The sequence below is a fragment of the Chania multitudinisentens RB-25 genome (assembly GCF_000520015.2).
GTDB classification, from domain to species: Bacteria; Pseudomonadota; Gammaproteobacteria; order Enterobacterales; family Enterobacteriaceae; genus Chania; species Chania multitudinisentens.
On the sequence record NZ_CP007044.2, the window covers coordinates 1,746,479 to 1,768,810 of the forward strand.

Genomic DNA, 22,332 nt, shown 5'->3' on the forward strand with positions numbered 1-22,332 from the left:
ATTTGGAAAGCCTGTTTAAGCTGCCTATGGCGAGTGGAGCCAAGGGCAGGATTCTACAAATAACAGATACCCACCTTTTTGCCGGCAAAAATGAGACTTTGCTGGGCATCAATACCTATTCCAGCTATCACGCGGTGCTGGATGCCATCAGCGCACAGCAGTCGGCGTGTGATTTGATCGTGGCGACTGGCGATCTGGCGCAGGATCACTCTTTGGCGGCATATCGGCATTTTGCGGAGGGGGTGACCCGCCTGCCTGCTCCTTGTGTCTGGCTGCCGGGCAATCATGATTTCCAACCGGCGATGGTTGATGCCCTGGCCGCCGCCGGGATCAGGCCTTCAAAGCATGTTTTGCTGGGAGAAAACTGGCAGGTGCTGTTGCTGGACAGCCAGGTATTTGGCGTGCCCTATGGCGAACTGAGTGAATATCAGTTGGAGTGGCTGGAGCGCAGCCTCAACGCTTATCCTGAGCGTTACACGTTGCTGCTGTTGCATCACCATCCGTTGCCTTCGGGCTGTACCTGGCTTGATCAGCACAGCCTGCGCAACTCACACATGCTGGCCGCCGTATTGCTGCGTTACCCGAAGGTGAATACCCTGCTGTGCGGGCATATCCATCAGGAACTGGATCTGGACTGGTATGGGCGCCGTCTGCTGGCTTCGCCTTCCACCTGCGTACAATTCAAGCCGCACTGTACGAATTTCACGATCGATGATGTTTCTCCTGGCTGGCGCTACCTCGAACTGATGCCCGATGGTCAGGTCGAAACGCAGGTCTTTCGCTTGGAGAACGATGATTTCCGCCCCGATATGAATTCGGACGGTTACTGATGCCTCCAACATTACTCTATCTGCACGGCTTTAACAGTTCGCCGCTTTCGGCCAAGGCGACGTCCTTCAAAGCCTGGCTGGCGGACTCTCACCCTGAAATCAACATGCTGACGCCGCAGTTGCCACCTTACCCGGAAGCCGCGGCTGAGCTGCTTGAGAACATCGTGATGGAACATGCGGGCCAGACGTTGGGGATAGTCGGTTCTTCATTAGGGGGATACTATGCAACCTGGCTGTCACAGTGTTTTGCCCTGCCAGCCGTGGTGGTTAACCCTGCGGTGAAGCCGTTTGAACTGCTTATTGATTATCTCGGGCAGCAAGAGAACCCCTACACCGGGCAGCAATATGTGTTAGAGTCACGTCACGTTTATGATCTGAAAGTCATGCAGATCGAACCCTTGGAGTCGCCGGATTTAATCTGGTTGTTGCAACAAATGGGCGATGAAGTTCTCGATTATGGGCAGGCAGTGGCTTACTATGCTGCTTGTCGGCAGACGGTAGAGCCGGGTGGAAACCATAGCTTTATCGGTTTTGAGCGTTACTTCCCCCAGATTGTCGGCTTTTTAGGGTTATAACACCGCTGTCGCTGCGAGTTAGAAAGGGATATACCCTATGGGTGTCGAGCTAGAATCAACCAGGCTATAGCTTGCAAGATGATGGGTATACTGAACAGACGGCTCCAGTACCTTCCGCTAACCACGAAAAAATAATCAACGATGACTCAATCCAGCTATAACGCTGATGCCATTGAAGTACTCAGCGGTCTAGAACCAGTGCGCCGCCGTCCCGGTATGTATACCGATACGACGCGCCCAAACCACCTTGGCCAAGAGGTGATTGATAACAGCGTCGATGAAGCGTTGGCGGGCCATGCCAAGCGCATTGATGTGATTCTGCACGCCGATCAATCGTTAGAAGTGATTGATGATGGCCGTGGTATGCCCGTGGATATCCACCCGGAAGAAGGCGTACCCGCGGTGGAGCTGATCCTTTGCCGCCTGCATGCCGGCGGCAAGTTCTCGAATAAAAACTACCAATTCTCCGGTGGCCTGCATGGGGTCGGGATCTCGGTGGTGAATGCCTTGTCGAAACGCGTCGAGGTCAATGTGCGCCGCGACGGTAACGTGCATAGCATTGCGTTCGAGAATGGCGATAAAGTGCAGGAACTGGCGATCACCGGCACCTGCGGTAAGCGCAATACCGGTACCAGCGTGCATTTCTGGCCGGATGAGCAATTCTTCGACAGCCCACGATTTTCGATTTCACGTCTTACTCACCTGTTAAAAGCCAAAGCGGTTCTATGCCCCGGCGTTGAAATCTACTTTATCGACAAGGTAAACAACACCGAACAGCGTTGGTGCTACCTGGATGGACTGACCGATTACCTGATGGAAGCGGTGAATGGCCTGATTACCCTGCCGGAAAAAGCGTTTGTCGGCAATTTTGCCGGCGATGTTGAGGCGGTGGAGTGGGCATTGCTGTGGTTGCCGGAAGGGGGCGAACTGCTGACGGAGAGCTACGTCAACCTGATCCCGACCATGCAGGGGGGAACGCATGTTAACGGTTTGCGCCAGGGGTTACTGGATGCAATGCGTGAGTTCTGTGAGTTCCGCAATATCCTGCCACGCGGTGTGAAGCTTTCCGCCGAAGATATCTGGGATCGCTGTGCCTATGTGCTTTCGGTAAAAATGCAAGATCCGCAGTTTGCCGGGCAGACCAAAGAGCGCTTGTCTTCACGCCAGTGTGCGGCGTTTGTTTCCGGCGTGGTGAAAGATGCTTTCAGCCTGTGGCTGAACCAGAACGTGCAGGCGGCGGAACAACTGGCTGAGTTGGCGATCTCCAGTGCTCAGCGCCGCTTGCGTGCGGCAAAGAAAGTGGTACGTAAAAAACTGACCAGCGGCCCGGCGTTGCCTGGCAAGTTGGCAGACTGCACTTCGCAGGATCTGAGCATGACCGAACTGTTCCTGGTGGAAGGGGATTCGGCGGGCGGTTCGGCCAAACAGGCGCGCGATCGTGAGTATCAGGCGATCATGCCGCTGAAAGGGAAGATCCTGAATACTTGGGAAGTCTCTTCCGACGAAGTGCTGGCCTCGCAGGAAGTGCATGATATCTCAGTGGCAATCGGTATCGATCCGGATAGCGAAGATCTCAGCCAACTGCGTTACGGCAAAATCTGTATTCTAGCGGATGCTGACTCTGATGGCCTGCATATTGCCACGCTGTTGTGCGCGCTGTTTGTGCGCCACTTCCGGGCGTTGGTCAAAGGTGGGCATGTGTATGTGGCGATGCCACCGCTCTACCGTATCGATCTGGGTAAAGAAGTGTATTACGCCCTTGATGAGGAAGAGAAAGCGGGGGTGCTGGAGCAGTTGAAGCGCAAGAAAGGCAAGCCAAACGTACAGCGTTTCAAAGGATTAGGTGAAATGAATCCGCTTCAGCTACGTGAAACCACGCTCGATCCCAATACCCGCCGCCTGGTGCAGTTGACCGTTAATGACGAGGATGTTGACCAAACCATGGCGATGATGGACATGTTGCTGGCGAAAAAACGTTCGGAAGACCGCCGCAACTGGTTGCAGGACAAAGGTGATATGGCTGAATTGTCGGCCTGATGCTTGGGGCCGGTGTTCCGGCCCTTGTTTTATGCTGAGCAGGGTTGCACCCGATATTTAGAGCGGAACGCATGAAAATCACCCTTGAAGAATTACTGGCTTTTACTTCGGTTGTAGACAGCGGCTCAATCACCTCTGCGGCTGAACAACTCGGCCAGACCACGTCAGGCATCAGTCGGGCGCTCAGCCGCCTGGAAAAGAAACTCAATACCACCTTATTGCGCCGCACGACACGCCGCCTGGAATTGACTGAAGAGGGGCAAATTTTTCTTGCTCATGCGCGTGAAATTATCAGTTCGGTGGAAAACGCAGAGGAACAGATGGCGCTGCGCCGTTTGATCCCCGCGGGTCGGCTACGGGTCAACGCCGCTGCGCCGTTTATGGAACACGTGATCGTGCCGCTGGTGGCGGGGTTTCGCCGACATTTTCCACAGATTGAACTGGAGCTGAATACCGATAATCTGGTTATCGATCTGTTGGAAAAACGCACCGACATCGCTATTCGCATCGGTGCATTGAGAGATTCCACCATCCACGCCCGCTTGCTGGGGGCGAGCCGGTTACGCATCCTCGCCAGCCCGGACTATATTGCCCGCTTTGGCGCGCCATGTAGCGTAGAAGAACTGAGTCAGCATTCTTTACTGGGGTTTACCCAACCCGAATCTCTGAATCTATGGCCGCTGCGCAATAATCAGGCGGAGCGTTTTGCCATTACGCCAACGCTGTCGGCCTCCAGCGGTGAAACCCTGCGGCAGCTGGCGCTACGCGGGGAAGGGATCGTTCAACTGGCCGATTTTATGACGCGTGAAGATCAGCGGGCAGGGCGGTTGATTCCGCTATTGGCGGAAGAAACGTTAGATGTGCGCCAACCGATTAATGCAGTGTATTACCGCAATACTCAGTTGGCTGCACGGATCACCTGTTTTCTGGATTATGTCAGTGCGCATATTGATGTGCAGACATTGTAGGTCAGTAAAGCGTCAAAACCCCGCAGTACTTAAGCAAAAACCTCACCCAGATGTGCGCGATAACGGGCAATATCGCCAGCGATATCCGGTTGTTTAATCACGTCATTACAGATAAAGGTCGGCAGTGCTTCCATGCCCAGAAACTGGTTGGCCTTATGGAAGTGCAGGTAAACGCCGTCAACGCCCACGCCGTGGAAGAACTGCTCTGGATCGGTAAAGGCTTGTAGCGGTGCGTTCCAGGTCAGGCTCAGCATATATTTTTTCCCCTGAATCAGGCCGCCGGAGCCGTATTTTTTAGCCGCATCAGCACGGGTACGGCCATCGCTGGCATACAGGCTGCCGTAGCCTGCGGTGAACACTTCGTCGATGTATTTTTTCAGTATCCAGGGTTCCCCCATCCACCAGCCTGGCATTTGGTAGATCACGGCGTCTGCCCACAGATATTTCTGTATCTCGGCTTCGATATCGTAGCCCTCATCGACCACGGTCACCTGCACATCGTGCTTGGCATCGCGCAGGAAACTTTCCGCTACGTCACTCAGGGTTTGGTTTAGTTCGCCTTTGGAATGGCCGAATTGTTTCTTGGCGTTAATAATCAGAATGTTGCTCATCAGTACAGGGTCCCTATCAGAATTAGAAATTGCTGAAACGGAGTGTAATTCTTTGTGTGCGATGAAAAAATGCGGCCCGGTGCATAACAGTGTTGACTATAAGTCAATAAAAATACCCGGTGATAAACAGATTTTGCATAAAATGGATCATTCACGGGGGTCATAGAATGGTCAATGGGTTCTGGCGCATTGATACACCAGAACCCATATATCCATGTCGCGGGTTTTTCTGCGGGGTTAGGCCAGGGCTTTTGCTTTAAGCTGCTGATATTCAGCGTCGGTAATAACGCCATCATCCAACAGTTTTTTGGCGTCGGAAATCTGCTCGGCGGGTGATTTACCGGCTACTTCACGAATGTACTCATTGGTGGCCGAGACCGATTTTTGTACCTGTGCACGGTGCCGCTCAGCCATGCCTTTACCGCGAGCGATAAGATAGACTAAAGACGTCAACAGTGGGATGAACAGCAGGAACACAATCCAGACGGCTTTATAAAAACCGCTCAATTGGTGATCGCGGAACAGATCGGAGACAACCTGAAACAAAATAAACAAGTAGGCAATAAGGAAGAAGAATGAAAATGTCGTGGCCAAGATATCCCAAAGGGTGAGTAAATGATAAGTCATTAGTGCTCCTTATGATCCAAGTAAAATCTTTATCTAGAACAGCGTGCAAGTACCTAAGCATAGGTCACGATTCTCTGTTTTTCCATGTTGAGCGGTAAGAAGAGGTCAAGTATTCAATGAGTTGATGCATGGTGCCCATTTTACGAACAGATAGGTTTCGTGAATAAACACGGCTATGGGAGCGGGGCCACCAACGTTAACGCTACCCCCCTGTAAGCGTAGTTCTCAGCTTGATTACTCCATCGCGCCAGCCACCGGAAAAACAGGCAACGCAGCTTTTGCTGGCGTTCTTTCATCAATGCAACAAAACTTGAACAATGCACCAGCTGTGACAGCTACCTGCAAGATGAGTTACTATCGCGGGCAGAATCGACCCTTTAGTCGTCTGAGGATATCTGAGTAATGAGTGAACTGACTCAGGATGGTGTTGAGCGTTTACCGCTGCACACATTCACTGAAAAAGCCTATCTGGACTATTCCATGTACGTCATCATGGATCGGGCGTTGCCGTATATTGGCGATGGTTTAAAGCCAGTGCAGCGCCGTATTATCTATGCCATGTCGGAACTGGGGCTGAATAACAGCGCTAAATTCAAAAAATCGGCCCGCACCGTGGGCGATGTTCTGGGTAAATACCATCCGCACGGCGACAGCGCCTGTTATGAAGCGATGGTGCTGATGGCGCAGCCGTTCTCTTACCGTTATCCGCTGGTGGACGGCCAGGGGAACTGGGGCGCGCCGGACGATCCGAAATCCTTCGCTGCGATGCGTTATACCGAATCGCGCCTGTCGAAATACGCCGAAGTATTGCTGGGTGAACTGGGCCAGGGCACGGTCAACTGGGTGCCAAACTTTGATGGCACCCTACAGGAACCGAAGATGTTACCGGCGCGGTTGCCGAATATTCTGCTCAACGGCACCACGGGGATCGCCGTGGGTATGGCTACCGACATCCCGCCGCATAACGTGCGTGAAGTGGCCGCCGCCGCCATTGCGTTGATCGACCAGCCGGGTGCTTCGCTTGAGGATCTGTTGGCATTTGTGCAAGGGCCCGATTTCCCGACCGAAGCGGAAATCATCACTCCGCGCGACGAGATCCGCAAAATTTACCAGAGTGGCCGTGGTTCGGTGCGTATGCGCGCCGTGTGGAAAAAGGAAGATGGCAGCGCAGTGATCACCGCATTGCCGCATCAGGTTTCCGGGGCCAAGGTGTTAGAGCAAATCGCCAGCCAGATGCGCGCCAAAAAGTTGCCGATGGTGGAAGATTTGCGCGATGAGTCTGACCATGAAAACCCGACTCGCCTGGTGATCGTACCGCGCTCTAACCGTATCGATCTGGAACAGGTAATGAATCACCTGTTTGCCACCACCGATCTGGAGCGCAGTTACCGGATCAACATGAACATGATCGGCCTGGATAACCGCCCGCAGGTCAAAGGATTGCTGGAGATCCTGACGGAATGGCTGGTTTACCGCCGTGATACGGTGCGCCGCCGCCTGAACTACCGCTTGGAAAAAGTGCTGAAACGCCTGCACATTCTGGAAGGCTTACTGGTCGCGTTTCTCAATATCGATGAAGTGATCCATATCATTCGCAGCGAAGATGAGCCGAAACCGATGCTGATACAGCGTTTTGGCATCTCTGATACGCAGGCGGAAGCGATCCTTGAGCTGAAACTGCGTCATTTGGCTAAGTTGGAAGAAGTGAAGATTCGCGCAGAACAGGATGAACTGGCGAAAGAGCGCGATCACCTGCAAGCGTTGCTGGCATCCGAGCGCAAGCTGAATACGCTGATTAAGAAAGAGATTCAGGCTGATGCGCAGGCTTATGGTGACGATCGCCGTTCGCCATTGACGGAACGTGAAGAAGCCAAAGCGATGAGCGAGCACGACTTTGTGCCTTCAGAGCCGGTCACCATCGTGCTGTCTGAAATGGGCTGGGTGCGCAGTGCAAAAGGTCATGATATCGATCCCGCAGGGCTGAACTACAAAGCCGGTGACAGTTTCCGTGCCGCTGCACGTGGCAAAAGTAACCAGCCGGTGGTGTTTATTGACTCCACTGGGCGCAGTTATGCGCTCGATCCTTTGACGCTGCCTTCTGCGCGTGGGCAGGGTGAACCGCTGACCGGTAAGCTGACGCCACCGCCGGGCGCGACGATCGAACAGGTGTTGATGGCGGCCGATGAGCAAAAATTACTGATGGCGTCAGACGCTGGTTACGGTTTTGTCTGCACCTTCAACGATCTGGTGGCACGCAACCGTGCCGGTAAGGTGATGATTACCTTACCGGATAATGCTAAATCGCTGCCGCCGATGGAGATCCACAGCGATGATGATATGCTCCTGTCGATTACCGCTGCCGGCCGTATGCTGATGTTCCCAGTGGCCGATCTGCCGCAGTTGTCGAAGGGCAAGGGCAACAAGATTATTTCGATCGCGTCGGCGCAGGCGGCATCCGGTGAAGACAAGTTGGTCTGGCTGTTTGTGCTGCCACCACAGACTTCCATCACCCTGCATGTTGGCAAACGCAAGCTTACGCTGCGGCCAGAGGATTTGCAGAAATTCCGGGCCGAACGTGGCCGTAAAGGCACCTTGTTGCCGCGTGGCCTGCAACGCATCGATCGGGTTGAACTGGATCTGCCGGAGCGTATACTGCCGGGCAATAGCGAAGAATAAGCTGTTCATAGAGCCGCAGCCTGCCCAGCTGCGGCAAGGCCCAAGGAGGGGCCAAGTCATACAACCAACCCCTTGCAACGTAAAAAATGCAGGTTATATTTCAAATAGTTAACTTTCGGTGCGTAAATTTATTGTGTCGGTTGCCGGCTGGCAGGAAAATAGTGAAAACAGCAGGGACACAGAGTGTTGCGCCAGCAGTGTGCTAATGAGGTTGTTATGTTATTGATTTTACGCGCTATTATTGTCATAATATATTGTATTTTGGTCTGTGTTTTCGGTTCGATTTATTGCTTGTTCAGCCCGCGTAACCCCCGCCATGTCGCGACTTTTGGCCATCTGTTTGGCCGCTTGTCAACGGTGTTTGGCTTAAAGGTTGAATTACGTAAACCTGCCAGTGCGGTCAATAACGGCAAATGCATCTACATTGCCAATCATCAGAACAACTACGATATGGTCACGGTGTCCAACATTGTGCAGCCGCGAACTGTCACCGTGGGTAAAAAAAGCCTGGCGTGGATTCCGTTTTTTGGTCAGCTTTATTGGCTGACCGGCAACCTGTTGATTGACCGGGATAACCGTGCCAAGGCGCATGGGACTATCGCCCAGGTGGTTGAGGCTTTTGCGAAAAAAGATATCTCGGTCTGGATGTTCCCTGAAGGCACGCGTAGCCGTGGCCGTGGGTTGCTGCCATTCAAAACCGGCGCATTCCACGCGGCAATTGCGGCGGGAGTACCGGTTGTGCCGATTTGTGTTTCCACCACCAGCGGGAAAATCAATCTTAACCGCTGGAACAACGGCCACGTGATTATAGAGATGCTGGAACCTGTTGATACCAGCGGATATAGCAAAGAAAGCGTGCGTGAGCTGGCGGCTTATTGCCAAGAGTTGATGCAGACAAAAATTGTGCAGTTGGACGCCGAAGTGGCCCAGCGTGAAGCTGCCGAAAAATGACATTAATCACCCCGTTGTTTTTCAAGCGAGCCGTTTGGCCATAGCTTGAAATCCAGCGGGTACAGTGCGTTGTTTTGATACGGCACTGTGCCGTTTATGCCTTGGTTGTTGCTGGGTTCTTGAGTGGGAATCGGGGTGTTTAATACAGTTTGGTTTTTATGGAGAAAGTATGTCACTCAGTCGACGTCAGTTTATTCAGGCATCGGGCTTGGCGCTGTGCGCTGGAACGGTGCCGCTGAGGGCTGAGGCGAGCAAAACGCAAACCCTTCTACCCATTCCCCCTTTGCTGGAATCCCGCCGCGGGCAGCCCTTTTTTCTGACCCTGCAACGTGCTCACTGGGCTTTTATCAATAACCGCAAAGCGTCGGTGTGGGGGATTAACGGCATATACCTGGGGCCGACGGTGAAGGTATACAACGGCGATGATGTCAAACTGATCTACAGTAATCGTCTAACTGAACCTGTTTCGATGACGATCAGTGGGCTACAGGTGCCAGGCACCTTGATGGGGGGCGCCGCGCGTATGATGTCGCCGAATATTGACTGGTCACCAGTGATCCCTGTCCGCCAGGCAGCGGCGACCTGTTGGTATCACGCGAACACCCCCAATCGGATGGCTCCGCATGTCTACAACGGCTTGGCGGGCTTATGGCTGGTTGAAGATGAGAACAGCAAAAACCTACCGTTGCCGAACCACTATGGTGTGGATGATTTTCCGCTGATCATTCAGGACAAACGCTTGGATAACTTCGGCACACCTGAATATGATCCGCCAGCACAAGGGGGATTTATGGGGGATACACTGTTGGTGAACGGTGTGCAGAACCCCTATATTGACGTCTCCCGTGGTTGGGTGCGGCTGCGATTGCTGAACGCTTCTAACTCACGGCGCTATTCGCTGCAACTGAGCGATGGGCGGCCGCTGAATGTGATCGCCGGCGATCAGGGTTTTCTGCCAGCCCCCGTTGCGGTACAACAGCTTTCTCTGGCACCGGGTGAGCGCCGTGAAGTGCTTATTGATATGTCGAAAGGTGAAGAGGTCTCCATTACCGCAGGCGAAGCCGCGAATATAATGGATCGCTTACGTGGCCTGTTTGAACCTTCCAACATATTGGTGTCCACACTGGTGCTGACGCTGAAGCCAACGGGGTTGCTACCGCTGGTGACTGACAATCTGCCGATGCGCTTGCTGGCAGAACCTCTGCCGGACGGTAACGCCAGCCGTTCGCGCGAATTCCAGCTGGGCGATAAAGTGGCTGGGATTAACGGCGTGATCTGGGATATGAATCGGATTGATGTGCAAGCAAAACAGGGGACTTGGGAGCGCTGGACGCTGCACGCCGATATGCCACAGGCGTTCCACATCCAAGGGGTGCAGTTCCTGATCAAACGTGTCAACGGAGCCTTGCCGATGGCAGAAGACCGTGGTTGGAAGGATACCGTTTGGGTCGATGGCGATGTTGAATTGCTGGTTTATTTCAACCAGATTGCGTCAGAACATTTCCCGTTCCTGTTCTACAGCCAGACGCTGGAAATGGCCGATCGTGGTTCTACCGGCCAGTTTGTGGTGCAGGCAGCGTCTTAAACGGCATTGGTCGCTCGTAACATTTTCAGGAAGGTGTGCACTATCGGTGTCGCGCTGTCGGCGTGATAGATCACATACAGATCGGCCGAGGGGGCCGCCTCTAGCGGGCAGAAACGCACGCCGGGCCATGGAATACGCCCGTAACTGTCTGGCAGCAGCGCAATACCATATTCTTCTGCCACCATTGCGATCAGCGTTTGTGGTTCATTGACCTGATGAGCAATGTCTGGGGAAAAACCCTGTTGCAGACACAGGTTGTGAAGATACAACCCCAGGCTGGCCTCATTGGGCGGCAGCACGATAAATCTGTCATGCTGCAACGCCTTGAGTGGGATCGCTGCACTTTCCGCCAGCGGATGCGAAACTGGCAATACCACGGCGAGTTTTTCCCGTGCCAAGAGTTGGCAAGCTAATCCAGGCAGCGTTTGTTGTTTTGCCTCGCGCCAAACGCCAAGATCGATATGCCGTTTTTGCAGTGAAATAATCTGTTGGCTTGGCGTTTGTTCGTTTAACACCCAGGTGGCATGTTCTGCTTGGGCAGCAAAACGTTTCAGCGCCGGGATCAGGCCGCCCCATACTGATGTTCCCACCATGCCAATCACCATATGGCCTGCTTCTCCCCTCCCTAACTGTTGTACCTGATTCAATGCGCTATTCGCTTGATCCAGCAGTATTTCGACATTATGAAACAGCGTGCGGCCAGCCAGCGTCAGCGCTATGGAACGGGTGGTGCGTTTGAATAACTCCACGCCTAACTGGTTTTCCAGCTCCTTGATATGCTTACTGAGCGGGGGCTGTGAGATGTTCAGCCGTCGTGCTGCCTGGGTGAAATTCATCTCCTCTGCTACAACGCGAAAATAGTGCAACAAACGGAAATTAATCCGGCTTGGATCGGGCAGTAGCTGTTTCATAAACGCTGGCCTTCCTATGGCGTATTTATAGGCAAATGGAATAAATCAGCGGGCAAGAATGTATTGGCCGCCGCTATCCTACGCTCTCTACTATGAGATTATTTCACCTATCCAGAGAAGAGAAGATTATGTTTAATCAAGAAGATGCTTTTTCCTGTGCCGATATTCTGCGCACCAGGCTGCCGGGTTTCCAGCCGCGCGCAGCCTTGATTCTGGGCTCCGGGTTGGGAGCGCTGGCTGAGGTGATGGCGGATACCGTAACCTTCGATTATACCGAATTACCGGGGTTCCCGGTAAGCAGTGTGGCAGGTCATGCCGGGCAACTGGTGGCCGGTTGGCTGGAAGGTGTGCCGGTATTATGCATGAAAGGGCGCGGGCATTTCTATGAAGGGCGTGGCATGCAGGTGATGACGACTGCGGTACGTACCTTCAAATTGTTAGGTTGTGAATTTTTGCTGGCGACCAATGCCGCAGGGTCGCTGCGCAAGTCAGTGCCACCGGGGAGCCTGGTGGCCTTGACCGACCACATCAATTTTATGCCGGAATCCCCCTTGGTTGGCAGCAACGACGATCGCTTCGGCCCGCGTTTCTTTAGTTTGGCCAATGCCTACGATCGTGACTTGCGTGCGCAACTGGCACAAGTGGCTGAAAAGGCCGGGGTGCCGTTAGCCGAAGGGGTATTTGCGGCTTATACTGGCCCGAATTTTGAAACACCGGCAGAAATTCGCATGATGCAGACCTTGGGCTGTGATGTAGTGGGGATGTCGATTGTGCCGGAAGTGCTTTCCGCCCGCCATTGTGGTTTGAAAGTACTGGCGGTATCGGCGATGACCAACTATGCCGAAGGATTGTCAGATACGCCGCTTTCCCATGAACAGACGCTGAGCTGTGCCGCGCTGGCGGCGGGTGATTTTATGCATCTGATCCGCGAGTTTTTTAACTCATTGTAAATATTATTTTTTATCGTAATGCCCCGTAGCAAAACCCCCGTTTTGCTACGTATACCAATATACCTTTTAAGCGGTTGCTAATAACGTTTTCGCTTGAAAAGTGGAAGGTATAAATCATCGTTTTAATCAGAATAACAAGGTGATGGCAATGGCAATAAAAACACGATTGAAGGTGATGGTTTTCCTCCAGTTTTTTATCTGGGGTGCTTGGTTGGTAACCTTAGGCTCTTACATGATCAACACCCTGCATTTCAGCGGGGTACAGGTGGGGATGGTTTACAGTTCGAAGGGGATTGCTGCATTGATTATGCCGAGTTTGGCGGGGATCATCGCCGATCGCTGGATCAAGGCCAATTATCTCTATGGTTTGTGTCATTTACTTGGCGCAGTGGCGCTGTACTGTGCAGCGCAGGTTGAGCAGCCGATGGTGATGTTCTGGGTGATGCTGTTCAACGCTATGGTTTATATGCCGACTATCGCGCTTTCTAACGCCATTTCTTACTTCTGCCTGGAAAAGCACGGTTACGATACGGTAAAAGATTTTCCACCGGTGCGGGTTTACGGGACGGTCGGTTTTATTGTGGCGATGTGGTTGATCAGCTTCGGTAAAATTGAATTAAGCAATATGCAGTTGTATCTGGCGGCGGCGGTGTCATTGGTGTTGGCCGTGTATTCCCTGACCTTGCCCCATTGCCCAACCAACAACGTGAAGCGCTCGCAAAGCTGGGTCAGCATACTGGGGTTGGATGCCTTCGTGCTGTTCAAGCAGAAGCGTATGGCAATCTTTTTCCTGTTTGCCATGCTGCTGGGGGCGGCACTGCAAATCACCAATACCTTCGGCAACCCATTCCTGCATGATTTTGCACTCAACCCGCAGTATCAGGATAGTTTCAGCGTGCGCTATCCTTCGGTGTTGCTTTCTTTGTCGCAAATTTCTGAAGTATTTTTCATCCTCACTATTCCATTTTTTCTGCGTAAATACGGCATCAAACAGGTGATGCTGATCAGCATGGCCGCCTGGACACTGCGTTTCCTATTCCTGGCTTACGGCACACCCGCCGGTTTTGGTTTTGTGCTTTTGCTGCTTTCGATGATTGTTTACGGTTGTGCATTCGATTTCTTTAATATTTCCGGTGCAATTTTCGTGGAGAAAGAAGCTGACCACCGCATTCGTGCCAGTGCGCAAGGGCTGTTTATGAGCATGGTCAATGGGGTGGGTGCCTACGTTGGGGCGATTGTCAGTGGTGAAGTGGTGGACTTCTTTACCCAAGACGGGGTGAAAGACTGGCAAAGCATCTGGTTGGTATTTTCGGCCTATACGCTACTGCTGGGGATTATCTTCGCGTTGACGTTCAGCTATCAGCACCGGCCGGAACAGGCTGTCGGGGAAATGCAAAAGGCTCATTAGGAGGAATACAGGGGCTGAATTCAACCCCTGTAGCATCAGGCAGGGAACCGCTGTTGTAGCTGTTGCCAGTCTGGTGCCCCTGCCGCTCCCCGGCTGGCGACCACGCAGGCCGCGACACGGTTGGCGAGATCGACCGCGTGTGGCAGTGACCAACCGGCAGATAGCCCGGCCAGTAAACCGGCGCAGTGGGCGTCGCCGGCACCGATGGTATCGATCACCTCAACCGGATAGACCGGAATATGCTGCGGCGGCTGCTGGCCGTCGCAAATCCAGGCTCCGTCACGATCCAGGCGGCAGATCAAGGTAATGTTATGTGCGTTGGCAAAACGTTGGGCAGCGTTGACCGCATCACCAGCGCCACATAAAGCTGCCACTTCGTCACGATTCAGGGTGAGCAGGGTATGGCTATCGCTAAGCATAGCGAAGAAGTCGGCGCTCAATTGGCCGACGCGTGGGCCAGGGTCGATCAGCCGCCATTGATCGAACGGCAGGCGTGTCAGCCAGTCGCGTAATGCGGCCCCCGTTTCTCCGGCCAGTTCGTAACCGTTGGCATAAACGATGGTAGCTGGCTCCAGCGGCAGGGTCGCCAACTGGGCTTTATTCCATTGTGCTTCACAACCGGTCATGGTGATAAACGTGCGTTCACCGTTGGGTTCCACCAAGGCCAGACACCAGCCGTTATCCATCTGGCTGTGGCGCAGCAGCACTGGCAGAGCCAACTCCTGCATCGCACTTTCAATAGCCATCCCCCAATCACCGTTACCAACCGGCATGCCGTTGATGACCGGAACATTCAGGCGGCGCAGTGCACGCGCCACGTTAAAGGCGCAGCCGCCAATCTGCCGCCCCTGTGGTATACCTTCAATATCTTCACCGCTGCGTGGCAGGTGTGGCAGCGTGAGCACCACATCACCTACTGCTCCCCCCAGCACCAGAATAGGTTTCGTAGGTAAGAACTCACTCATTGGCGCTCTCCACGGCTAGTGAGATACAGGCCGTAACCTGCCAGGCTGATCAGGAAGGAGACGAATAACCCCAGGCTGGAATCGGCAAACAGGCCTTTTGCCAACGGGCCGTCGATAAAGCCGGTTTTGGTTACCAGCAGTCCGCACAAGGCACCCAGGAACCAGCAAAACAGGGGAACTTTACGCACTCCGCGATTCTGACCATGCAGGCCGTAGAGGGCATTGGCATCGTAACCATGGTGGCGGCGCAGTTTGACGTAGTCGAGGATGAAAATTGCGGCCCAGGCAGACAGGAAAACGCCGCAAAACACCAGGAAGGAGATGAATGGCCCCAGGAAGTCTTCAGAAATAAACAGCACGTAGATGGCAATGCCGAGCACCAGTAACGCATCGATAGATACCGCCAGCGGCTGTTTCACCTTCACCCCCAGCGTCAGCAGATTCAGGCTGGCAGAATAGAGGCTGAGCACTGCGATAGTGACAATCCCGGCGGTGGCGGCCAGCAGATAAGGGATAGCCATCCAGGTTGGCAGTACTGAACCAATTAGCGCAATCGGGTTGGCGGAACTGGCCAGATCCGGCAGTTGTACCGAAAGCAGGATCCCGGTGAACATCAACAGCATCAGCGGCAGGCAGGCTCCTCCCACCACGGCGGCAAATATGCTTTTATCCGAAGACTGCGGGCTCTGGTAGCGGCTGTAATCCGCTCCGGCGATGGCCCAACTGATGCCCGTTCCGGCGGCAATCACAGAAACCGCGGGCAGAAAGCTGGTCAGCCAGCTGCCGGAGGGCAGCGACAGCACTTTGCCCCACTCGGTGGTGAAAACGATATACAGCACCACAATCAGCGTCATAGTACCGAAAATCCGGCTGAACCAGCTTTGCATCCACACCACGGTGTTCTGGCCCAGCAGGCTGACCACAATGGTCAAACCGCCGAACAGCAACAGGCTGAAGGCGGTGAGGGCATGGCTGGCACTCATGCCCGTGGCCTGGAATAGAGCCGCCAGCGTCAGGGTGCCGGTAATCACGTTCACCGCTTCCCAGCCCATCAGGTTAATCCAACTGAAAGTGGTGGGCGCAATGTTGCCTTGCAGGCCAAAGATCACCCGCGATAACGTCAGGGTTGATGTGCGGCCACGTTTACCCGCGAAGCTGGTGTAACCCACCAGAATAAAGCTGGCGACACCGGCCAGAGCGGCTAGGATCGACTGAATAAACGACAGACCAAAGGCGACGATCACTGCCCCGTAAACCACACCAAGAATGCCAATATTGGCGGCTGACCATACCCAGAACAGTTCGATAGGTTTAGCGGTTTGCTCGGCCTCTGGCACGCGATCAATCCCCGTGCTTTCTACTTTCCATGTCTCACTGCGGTTGATTTCACTCATAATGTGTTTATCCCTGGTTGCGCAGCCTGGTGAGAGCCTCTGCGTAAGGCTGAAAATCAATCAGATTGGCGCGGTTGATCCTGTCAATCCATTCCGGCGGGAAAGCGCCAATTCCGTGCAATGCGCCGCAAATTGCCGTTGCCATGGCTCCGATGGTATCGGTATCGCCACCCAGATTAGCGGCTAGCACGGCACAACGTTGTGGGTCGGTACCCGCCAGTTCAACCAATGCCAAGGTCATTGGAATGGATTCGATATTGTCCATCCCGGCGCCGAGGGTGTGATACAACTCTGCCAGCGCGTCGGCATCTTGTAGTGTATTGACTTTATTAACATATTCTAACGCCCAAACCAAACGGCGGCTGAGTGATGGGCTGAAAGTGGTAATGTGTTGCTGCTGTACCTGTTCCACTCTGACAGGCAACTCTTGTTTGATGGTGGCCCAGTCTGCGCCTTCAATGGCGCGGCTGATTGCCCAGGCGATGGTAAAGGCGCCGGCCACGGCGATATCTGATTTGTGCGTCGGGCTGCATGCCAGCCTGACCGCATCAATAAACCCAGGCAGATCGGTACTTGGCAGCAGGCAACCCAGGGGAGCTATCCGCATCGCTGCCCCGTTAGTCACACCATTAGCCGGGATCTCCATGATTGGCGTACCGGCACGCACTGCCAGCAACGCGGCTTTGGAGGTGGGGCCAAGAATGTTTTTATCAAAAGCGTTAACGCGTTCCGCCCACAACAGGATGTGATGAGCGATGCGTTCCGGCTCAATGCGGCCATTGGCGGCCAGCAGAGCCTCCATCAGCGCAACAGCCTGTTGGGTATCATCAGTGTATTCCGCGGCGAGAAATTCGTTGGCAGCGATATTCTCTGCCGGGCCGGGCAGGAAATCGTTGATCCAACCAAAATAATGGCGAACCTGCTGCAAAGGCCACAGTTCAGACGGCATCCCCATTGCATCCCCTACCGCTTGCCCATAAAGCGTGCCAAGGATGGCAGTATATGTGTGTTTTTTAATTATCATTTAATGGGGTATTCTCTTGTGTGAGTACATTTGAGTATAAAAGATATCGATCGCGACATTCGTGCTGAAATAAATCCAATTATAGTCCATTAAATAAAAAATGTGATTCCAATCCAATTCCAATCAATATAAATCTGAGCAGTGTTGTTATTCTGCACCTGTTAAATATGATAAAAGCAGAGTTTGGGGAGAATACAGAGATCAGAGGCGGGTTCAATGAATGATTTTATTACCTGGCTAAGTGAACAATTTTTACAGGCTGTGGCGGCACCACGTTATATTCAACTGGCCACGACGGTTGAAATGGCGATTAAACAGCATGTATTGGCCGTTGGGGATTTTCTGCCGCCGGAACGCTTAATTGCCGACAGGTTGGATGTGTCGCGGGTCACGGTCAGCAAGGCAATGAAATTGTTGGAGGAAAAAGGGCTGATTTCACGTCAGCAGGGCATTGGTACACGCGTTGCGATGCATATTGGTTATTCCCTCAACCAGGATCATGGTTTTACCGCTCAGCTGTTGCGTAATGGTAGCAATGTCAGTAATCAATGGCTGTTGCGTACCCGTATGATTGCTCCAGCCCACGTCGCGAAAGCGTTGGAAATGGAGAATAGCCACAGTATGGTGGTCAAGCTGCGCCGTCTGCGGTTGGTGGATGGAAATCCGGTTTCACTGGAGACCACCTATATTCCACCGCATTTTCTACCCGACCCGGAATTACTGGAACATTCACTTTATGCCCTGTGGCAGTCGCGCGGTATTGTGCCAGAAGGGCGGCATTTCCTGTTGACGGCGGTTGCCAGCAGTGAGGAGATTGCCAGCCTGCTCAATGTGCAAAGCGGCATGCCGTTATTGCGGATTGTTCAGACCAGCCGCAATGCCAAGGGCGAGGTACTGGAGTTTAGCGAAACCCTGTGCCGCAGCGATGTGTACGAGTTTGAAGTCAATAGCTGAGTAATCTGAGAAATAACCATGCTCTTTTGGCAACGAGTGCGTATAATCGCCGCCCGGCGATAAATTAACCTGCACAAGAGTATCCGTAATGAGCACCACCAGCCTGATCCAACCTGAACGTGAACTGTTCTCTTATAAGCCTTATTGGGCTGAATGTTTTGGCCCTGCGCCGTTTTTGCCCATGTCGCGCGAAGAAATGGACCAACTGGGTTGGGACAGTTGCGATGTGATCATTATCAGCGGTGATGCTTATGTTGATCATCCCAGTTTTGGTATGGCGATTATTGGCCGCATGCTGGAAGCACAGGGTTTCCGCGTGGGGATCATTGCTCAACCGGACTGGAGCAATAAAGACGATTTTATGCGCCTGGGTAAACCGAACCTGTTCTTTGGCATTACTGCTGGCAACATGGATTCGATGATCAACCGCTACACCGCCGATCGTAAATTGCGCCATGACGACGCTTATACGGCGGGCAATGAGGGGGGCAAACGCCCGGATCGCGCCACGCTGGTGTACAGCCAACGTTGTAAAGAAGCTTATAAAGAAGTGCCCATCGTTTTAGGCGGTATCGAAGCCAGCCTGCGCCGTATTGCGCACTATGACTACTGGTCGGATACCGTGCGCCGTTCAGTCTTGGTGGATTCCAAGGCCGATATCCTGATTTACGGCAACGGTGAACGCCCGTTAGTGGAGTTGGCGCACCGTCTGGCTGCGGGTGAAAAAATTCAGGATATTCATGATATCCGCAACACCGCTGTGATGCGCAAGCAGCCGTTACCGGGCTGGAGCGGGGTCGATTCCACCCGGCTGGATAAACCGGGCCGCATTGAGCCGATCCCGAACCCCTACGGCGAAGAATTGCCTTGTGCCGACGGCAGCCAGCCGGTGCCGGAAGCCAAACCGGTTACCGTGCGCGCCGCCAAGCCGAAACCCTGGGAAAAAACCTATGTGCTGCTGCCTTCTTTTGAGAAGGTGAAGGCGGACAAAGTGCTGTATGCCCACGCCTCGCGTATTCTGCACCATGAAACCAACCCTGGTTGCGCCCGGGCGTTAATGCAAAAGCATGGCGATCGCTATGTGTGGATCAACCCACCGGCGATCCCGCTGACCACGCCAGAAATGGACAGCGTTTTTGGCCTGCCCTATCAGCGTATTCCGCATCCGGCCTATGGCGAAGCCCGTATTCCGGCCTATGACATGATCCGTTTCTCGGTAAACATCATGCGCGGTTGCTACGGCGGCTGTTCGTTCTGTTCGATCACCGAGCATGAAGGGCGCATCATCCAGAGCCGCTCAGAGGATTCGATTGTTCGTGAAATCGAGGAGATCCGCGACAAAGTGCCGGGTTTCACCGGGGTGATTTCCGATCTAGGTGGCCCCACTGCCAACATGTATATGCTGCGCTGCACCAATCCGCGTGCGGAGCAGACCTGCCGCCGTGCGTCCTGTGTCTATCCAGAAATCTGTACTTACATGGATACCAACCACGAACCGACCATCAAGCTCTATCGCCGTGCCCGTGAACTGACGGGTATCAAGAAGATCCTGATTGCTTCTGGCGTGCGTTACGATCTGGCGGTGGAAGATCCGCGCTATATCAAGGAATTGGCGAGCCACCACGTGGGCGGTTACCTGAAAATTGCCCCGGAACATACCGAAGAAGGGCCGTTGTCGAAGATGATGAAGCCGGGTATGGGCAGCTATGATCGCTTCAAACAACTGTTCGATCAGTATTCCAAGCAGGCGGGTAAAGAGCAGTATCTGATCCCTTACTTCATCTCTGCACACCCAGGTACTCAGGATGAGGATATGGTGAATATGGCATTGTGGCTGAAGAAGCACCGTTTCCGCCTCGATCAGGTGCAGAACTTCTATCCTTCGCCGATGGCTAACTCCACCACTATGTATTACAGCGGTAAAAACCCCTTGGGCAAGGTGGGTTACAAGAGTGAAGACGTCTATATCCCGCGCGGTGAGCGCCAGCGCCGCCTGCATAAAGCACTGCTGCGTTACCACGATCCGGCCAACTGGCCGCTGATCCGCAGTGCCTTGGAAGAAATGGGGATGAAACATCTGATTGGCAGCCGGCGTGAATGCCTGGTGCCTGCGCCAAGCATTGACGAACAGCGTGAGGCTAAGCGCCTACAGCGCCGTACTCGCCCGGCGTTGACCAAACATACCGATATCACCCGCCAGCGCACGCCGTCGAATAAACCACCGGCGCGCAAACCGCTGCGCAGCGGCAAAGCGTAAGATTCAGTTTGAAGCAGGGGGAGCCAATGGCTCCTCTTTTTTATGCTGGCATTTTACAACTGGCTATACGCTGCTTCGACCTTGGCCATGTAACGTGGCGCCTGCGGTGAAGGGTGGTGTTGGCGCACGTGCCAGTGAAACGCGGCTGGTGACAGATTGTTGATCATGCTGATGGCTTTCTGGCGATCGCTGGAGAAAGTACGCAGCAGAGCACCGGCGCCATTGGCATAGGCCACTTCGGTGGCATAGCGTAAGGTGACCGGATTATCGATCCCGCCGAGTTGCCGTTGCAGTGAGGCCAAATAAGCGGTACCGAGGTCGATGTTGATTTCTGGATCGCGCAGTTGGTTGTCGTCTGGGCAGCCACTTTTGCCTTTAAAGCGGTAGGCATCACAGCCGGCGCTACCGGCCTTGAGCTGCATCAGGCCGATGGCATTGGATTTACTGACTGCATTGGGGTTAAAGCTTGATTCCACCTGAATCATTGCGGTGATGAGCTTTTTGTCGATACCGTATTGACCCGCCGCATCTTCAATTGCGCTTTGGTAAGAACGGGGTTCGTAGCCGTAGTTGTTATGGGGTTTGTTATCTGCACAACCTGCCAGCAGTAGCATAAGGCACACCATGCTCAGGCGAAACCGAACCAAGAGAGAGAGTTTCATGGTGCTCCTTGTGATGGTGAACGATGAGATAGCCTGATTGTAGCGGAATAAAAGTGATTGGGCATAGGCTGCGGTTAGAATAAGGGCCGACGATATATCGGCCCTGGAGATTACATCGACTCTGGATCCGGCCCCAAACGGTTACCGATATCCAGTTTGGTAATCTCGTTCAGTTCGTCTTTATCCATTTTGAAATCAAATACCTCAAAGTTTTCGCGAATACGTGCTGGCGTGACCGATTTCGGGATCACGATCAGCCCGCTGTCCAGATGCCAGCGCACCACGATCTGCGCCGGGGTCTTGCCGTACTTTTCTGCCAATCGCTTGATGATGGCCTGATCGAAAACACCTTCACCGCCTTGTGCCAATGGGCTCCAAGACTCAGTGGCGATCTGATGCGTAGCGTTCCAGGCACGTAGCTGGCGCTGTTGCAGCATCGGGTGCAGTTCGATCTGATTGATCACCGGTGCAGTATTGGTTTCGTCCAACAGGCGTTGTAGGTGAGGCGTGTGGAAGTTACATACCCCGATGCTTTTTGCCAGCCCTTGCTCACGCAGTTTGATCAAACCGCGCCAGGCAGCGACATACTGATCCTGTGCCGGTGTTGGCCAGTGGATCAGATACAGATCGACATAATCCAGCCGCAACTTTTTCAGGCTGGTTTCCAGCGCGGCCTGAGGGTTACCCTGATCGTCATTCCACAGTTTGGTGGTGATAAACAGTTCGCTGCGCGGGATCGCGGTGGATTGCAGTGCGTTACCCACCCCTTCCTCGTTTTTGTAGATCGCAGCAGTATCAATGGAACGATAACCCACCTCCAGCGCCTTGGCGACAGCATGAGTGGTTTCTTCAATGGTGGCCTGCCAAACGCCGAGACCCAGTTGCGGCATCAGGCGGCCATCGTGGAGTTTGATGATAGGTTGCATGTGCTATCTCCTTAATGACAA

Annotated in this window: 19 protein-coding genes; 11 read left to right on the forward strand and 8 right to left on the reverse strand. The window is 53.5% G+C overall.

Features of this window, described 5'->3' with window-relative positions; all coding sequences use genetic code 11:
• Positions 1–2 precede the first annotated feature (2 nt).
• The 4 genes from cpdA to Z042_RS07765 all read left to right on the forward strand — a co-directional run bounded on the left by cpdA (position 3) and on the right by Z042_RS07765 (position 4,410).
• The gene (gene cpdA / locus Z042_RS07750) at positions 3–830 is read left to right on the forward strand and encodes a 3',5'-cyclic-AMP phosphodiesterase (protein ID WP_024911276.1); all 828 of its coding nucleotides are present in this window, start codon (positions 3–5) and stop codon (positions 828–830) included.
• Positions 830–1,405: an esterase YqiA gene (yqiA, locus tag Z042_RS07755; protein WP_024911277.1), complete on the forward strand. Its 576-nt coding sequence runs from the start codon at positions 830–832 to the stop codon at positions 1,403–1,405. The genes cpdA and yqiA overlap by 1 nt, the downstream gene beginning before the upstream one ends.
• A 141-nt stretch (positions 1,406–1,546) precedes the next feature.
• Positions 1,547–3,442 carry a DNA topoisomerase IV subunit B gene (gene parE, locus Z042_RS07760; RefSeq protein ID WP_024911278.1) on the forward strand — a complete coding sequence of 632 codons (1,896 nt, stop codon included), beginning with the start codon at positions 1,547–1,549 and terminating at the stop codon, positions 3,440–3,442.
• Between the two features lie 71 nt (positions 3,443–3,513).
• Complete coding sequence (locus tag Z042_RS07765; protein ID WP_024911279.1) at positions 3,514–4,410, forward strand: LysR substrate-binding domain-containing protein; 897 nt, start codon at positions 3,514–3,516, stop codon at positions 4,408–4,410.
• Positions 4,411–4,439: 29 nt separating this feature from the next.
• On the opposite strand, the gene Z042_RS07770 is transcribed toward Z042_RS07765, so the two are convergent.
• Entirely contained in the window at positions 4,440–5,021 is a 582-nt protein-coding gene (locus tag Z042_RS07770) for an NAD(P)H-dependent oxidoreductase (RefSeq protein ID WP_024911280.1), read from the reverse strand.
• A 237-nt stretch (positions 5,022–5,258) separates the two neighbouring features.
• Positions 5,259–5,648: an SHOCT domain-containing protein gene (locus tag Z042_RS07775; protein ID WP_024911281.1), complete on the reverse strand. Its 390-nt coding sequence runs from the start codon at positions 5,646–5,648 to the stop codon at positions 5,259–5,261.
• 402 nt (positions 5,649–6,050) lie between these two features.
• On the opposite strand from Z042_RS07775, the gene parC reads away from it, so the two are divergent.
• The 3 genes from parC (at position 6,051) to ftsP (ending at position 10,860) form a co-directional block, all read left to right on the forward strand.
• Positions 6,051–8,324: a DNA topoisomerase IV subunit A gene (gene parC / locus Z042_RS07780; protein WP_024911282.1), complete on the forward strand. Its 2,274-nt coding sequence runs from the start codon at positions 6,051–6,053 to the stop codon at positions 8,322–8,324.
• Between the two features lie 216 nt (positions 8,325–8,540).
• On the forward strand, positions 8,541–9,275 hold the full coding sequence (locus Z042_RS07785) for a 1-acylglycerol-3-phosphate O-acyltransferase (protein WP_024911283.1): 735 nt from the start codon (positions 8,541–8,543) through the stop codon (positions 9,273–9,275).
• 169 nt (positions 9,276–9,444) lie between these two features.
• A complete protein-coding gene (ftsP, locus tag Z042_RS07790) occupies positions 9,445–10,860 on the forward strand; it encodes a cell division protein FtsP (protein WP_024911284.1) in 1,416 nt (471 codons plus the stop codon).
• Here the strand turns inward: ftsP and Z042_RS07795 are convergent.
• Positions 10,857–11,771 (reverse strand): LysR family transcriptional regulator, encoded by a 915-nt coding sequence (locus Z042_RS07795; protein ID WP_037406036.1) that lies wholly within the window; start codon positions 11,769–11,771, stop codon positions 10,857–10,859. The genes ftsP and Z042_RS07795 overlap by 4 nt on opposite strands.
• Before the next feature lie 128 nt (positions 11,772–11,899).
• Between Z042_RS07795 and xapA the strand changes: the two genes are divergently transcribed.
• Positions 11,900–12,721, forward strand: a complete 822-nt coding sequence (xapA, locus tag Z042_RS07800) for a xanthosine phosphorylase (RefSeq protein ID WP_024911286.1) — start codon at positions 11,900–11,902, stop codon at positions 12,719–12,721.
• Between the two features lie 148 nt (positions 12,722–12,869).
• Positions 12,870–14,129: a nucleoside permease gene (locus Z042_RS07805; protein WP_024911287.1), complete on the forward strand. Its 1,260-nt coding sequence runs from the start codon at positions 12,870–12,872 to the stop codon at positions 14,127–14,129.
• A gap of 35 nt (positions 14,130–14,164) precedes the next feature.
• Here Z042_RS07805 and Z042_RS07810 read toward each other — a convergent pair whose 3' ends face one another.
• From Z042_RS07810 to Z042_RS07820, 3 genes are read right to left on the reverse strand one after another with little or no spacing between them, the layout of a single operon-like run.
• On the reverse strand, positions 14,165–15,094 hold the full coding sequence (locus Z042_RS07810; protein WP_024911288.1) for a PfkB family carbohydrate kinase: 930 nt from the start codon (positions 15,092–15,094) through the stop codon (positions 14,165–14,167).
• Positions 15,091–16,488 (reverse strand): purine-cytosine permease family protein, encoded by a 1,398-nt coding sequence (locus tag Z042_RS07815; RefSeq protein WP_024911289.1) that lies wholly within the window; start codon positions 16,486–16,488, stop codon positions 15,091–15,093. Before Z042_RS07815 ends, Z042_RS07810 begins: the two co-directional genes overlap by 4 nt.
• 7 nt (positions 16,489–16,495) lie before the next feature.
• Positions 16,496–17,512: an ADP-ribosylglycohydrolase family protein gene (locus Z042_RS07820; RefSeq protein ID WP_024911290.1), complete on the reverse strand. Its 1,017-nt coding sequence runs from the start codon at positions 17,510–17,512 to the stop codon at positions 16,496–16,498.
• A gap of 216 nt (positions 17,513–17,728) precedes the next feature.
• Here Z042_RS07820 and Z042_RS07825 point away from each other — a divergent pair, with 216 nt between their 5' ends.
• Both Z042_RS07825 and Z042_RS07830 read left to right on the forward strand, forming a co-directional pair.
• Positions 17,729–18,466, forward strand: a complete 738-nt coding sequence (locus Z042_RS07825) for a GntR family transcriptional regulator (protein WP_024911291.1) — start codon at positions 17,729–17,731, stop codon at positions 18,464–18,466.
• An 88-nt stretch (positions 18,467–18,554) separates the two neighbouring features.
• Positions 18,555–20,723 carry a YgiQ family radical SAM protein gene (locus Z042_RS07830; RefSeq protein WP_024911292.1) on the forward strand — a complete coding sequence of 723 codons (2,169 nt, stop codon included), beginning with the start codon at positions 18,555–18,557 and terminating at the stop codon, positions 20,721–20,723.
• Positions 20,724–20,776: 53 nt separating this feature from the next.
• On the opposite strand, the gene Z042_RS07835 is transcribed toward Z042_RS07830, so the two are convergent.
• Positions 20,777–21,385: a transglycosylase SLT domain-containing protein gene (locus Z042_RS07835; protein ID WP_024911293.1), complete on the reverse strand. Its 609-nt coding sequence runs from the start codon at positions 21,383–21,385 to the stop codon at positions 20,777–20,779.
• Between the two features lie 110 nt (positions 21,386–21,495).
• The gene (gene dkgA / locus Z042_RS07840; protein WP_024911294.1) at positions 21,496–22,311 is read right to left on the reverse strand and encodes a 2,5-didehydrogluconate reductase DkgA; all 816 of its coding nucleotides are present in this window, start codon (positions 22,309–22,311) and stop codon (positions 21,496–21,498) included.
• Between the last annotated feature and the right edge of the window lie 21 nt (positions 22,312–22,332).

Bases quoted from the DNA above. Each gene is read 5' to 3' on its own strand.
- Z042_RS07835 (WP_024911293.1), bottom strand. From the start codon at position 21,385: ATGAAACTCTCTCTCTTGGTTCGGTTTCGCCTGAGCATGGTGTGCCTT.
- Z042_RS07765 (WP_024911279.1), top strand. From the start codon at position 3,514: ATGAAAATCACCCTTGAAGAATTACTGGCTTTTACTTCGGTTGTAGAC.
- Z042_RS07795 (WP_037406036.1), bottom strand. From the start codon at position 11,771: ATGAAACAGCTACTGCCCGATCCAAGCCGGATTAATTTCCGTTTGTTG.
- parE (WP_024911278.1), top strand. From the start codon at position 1,547: ATGACTCAATCCAGCTATAACGCTGATGCCATTGAAGTACTCAGCGGT.
- Z042_RS07830 (WP_024911292.1), top strand. From the start codon at position 18,555: ATGAGCACCACCAGCCTGATCCAACCTGAACGTGAACTGTTCTCTTAT.
- dkgA (WP_024911294.1), bottom strand. From the start codon at position 22,311: ATGCAACCTATCATCAAACTCCACGATGGCCGCCTGATGCCGCAACTG.
- Z042_RS07805 (WP_024911287.1), top strand. From the start codon at position 12,870: ATGGCAATAAAAACACGATTGAAGGTGATGGTTTTCCTCCAGTTTTTT.
- xapA (WP_024911286.1), top strand. From the start codon at position 11,900: ATGTTTAATCAAGAAGATGCTTTTTCCTGTGCCGATATTCTGCGCACC.
- Z042_RS07785 (WP_024911283.1), top strand. From the start codon at position 8,541: ATGTTATTGATTTTACGCGCTATTATTGTCATAATATATTGTATTTTG.
- ftsP (WP_024911284.1), top strand. From the start codon at position 9,445: ATGTCACTCAGTCGACGTCAGTTTATTCAGGCATCGGGCTTGGCGCTG.
- Z042_RS07775 (WP_024911281.1), bottom strand. From the start codon at position 5,648: ATGACTTATCATTTACTCACCCTTTGGGATATCTTGGCCACGACATTT.
- Z042_RS07815 (WP_024911289.1), bottom strand. From the start codon at position 16,488: ATGAGTGAAATCAACCGCAGTGAGACATGGAAAGTAGAAAGCACGGGG.
- parC (WP_024911282.1), top strand. From the start codon at position 6,051: ATGAGTGAACTGACTCAGGATGGTGTTGAGCGTTTACCGCTGCACACA.
- Z042_RS07810 (WP_024911288.1), bottom strand. From the start codon at position 15,094: ATGAGTGAGTTCTTACCTACGAAACCTATTCTGGTGCTGGGGGGAGCA.
- Z042_RS07825 (WP_024911291.1), top strand. From the start codon at position 17,729: ATGAATGATTTTATTACCTGGCTAAGTGAACAATTTTTACAGGCTGTG.
- Z042_RS07820 (WP_024911290.1), bottom strand. From the start codon at position 17,512: ATGATAATTAAAAAACACACATATACTGCCATCCTTGGCACGCTTTAT.
- yqiA (WP_024911277.1), top strand. From the start codon at position 830: ATGCCTCCAACATTACTCTATCTGCACGGCTTTAACAGTTCGCCGCTT.
- Z042_RS07770 (WP_024911280.1), bottom strand. From the start codon at position 5,021: ATGAGCAACATTCTGATTATTAACGCCAAGAAACAATTCGGCCATTCC.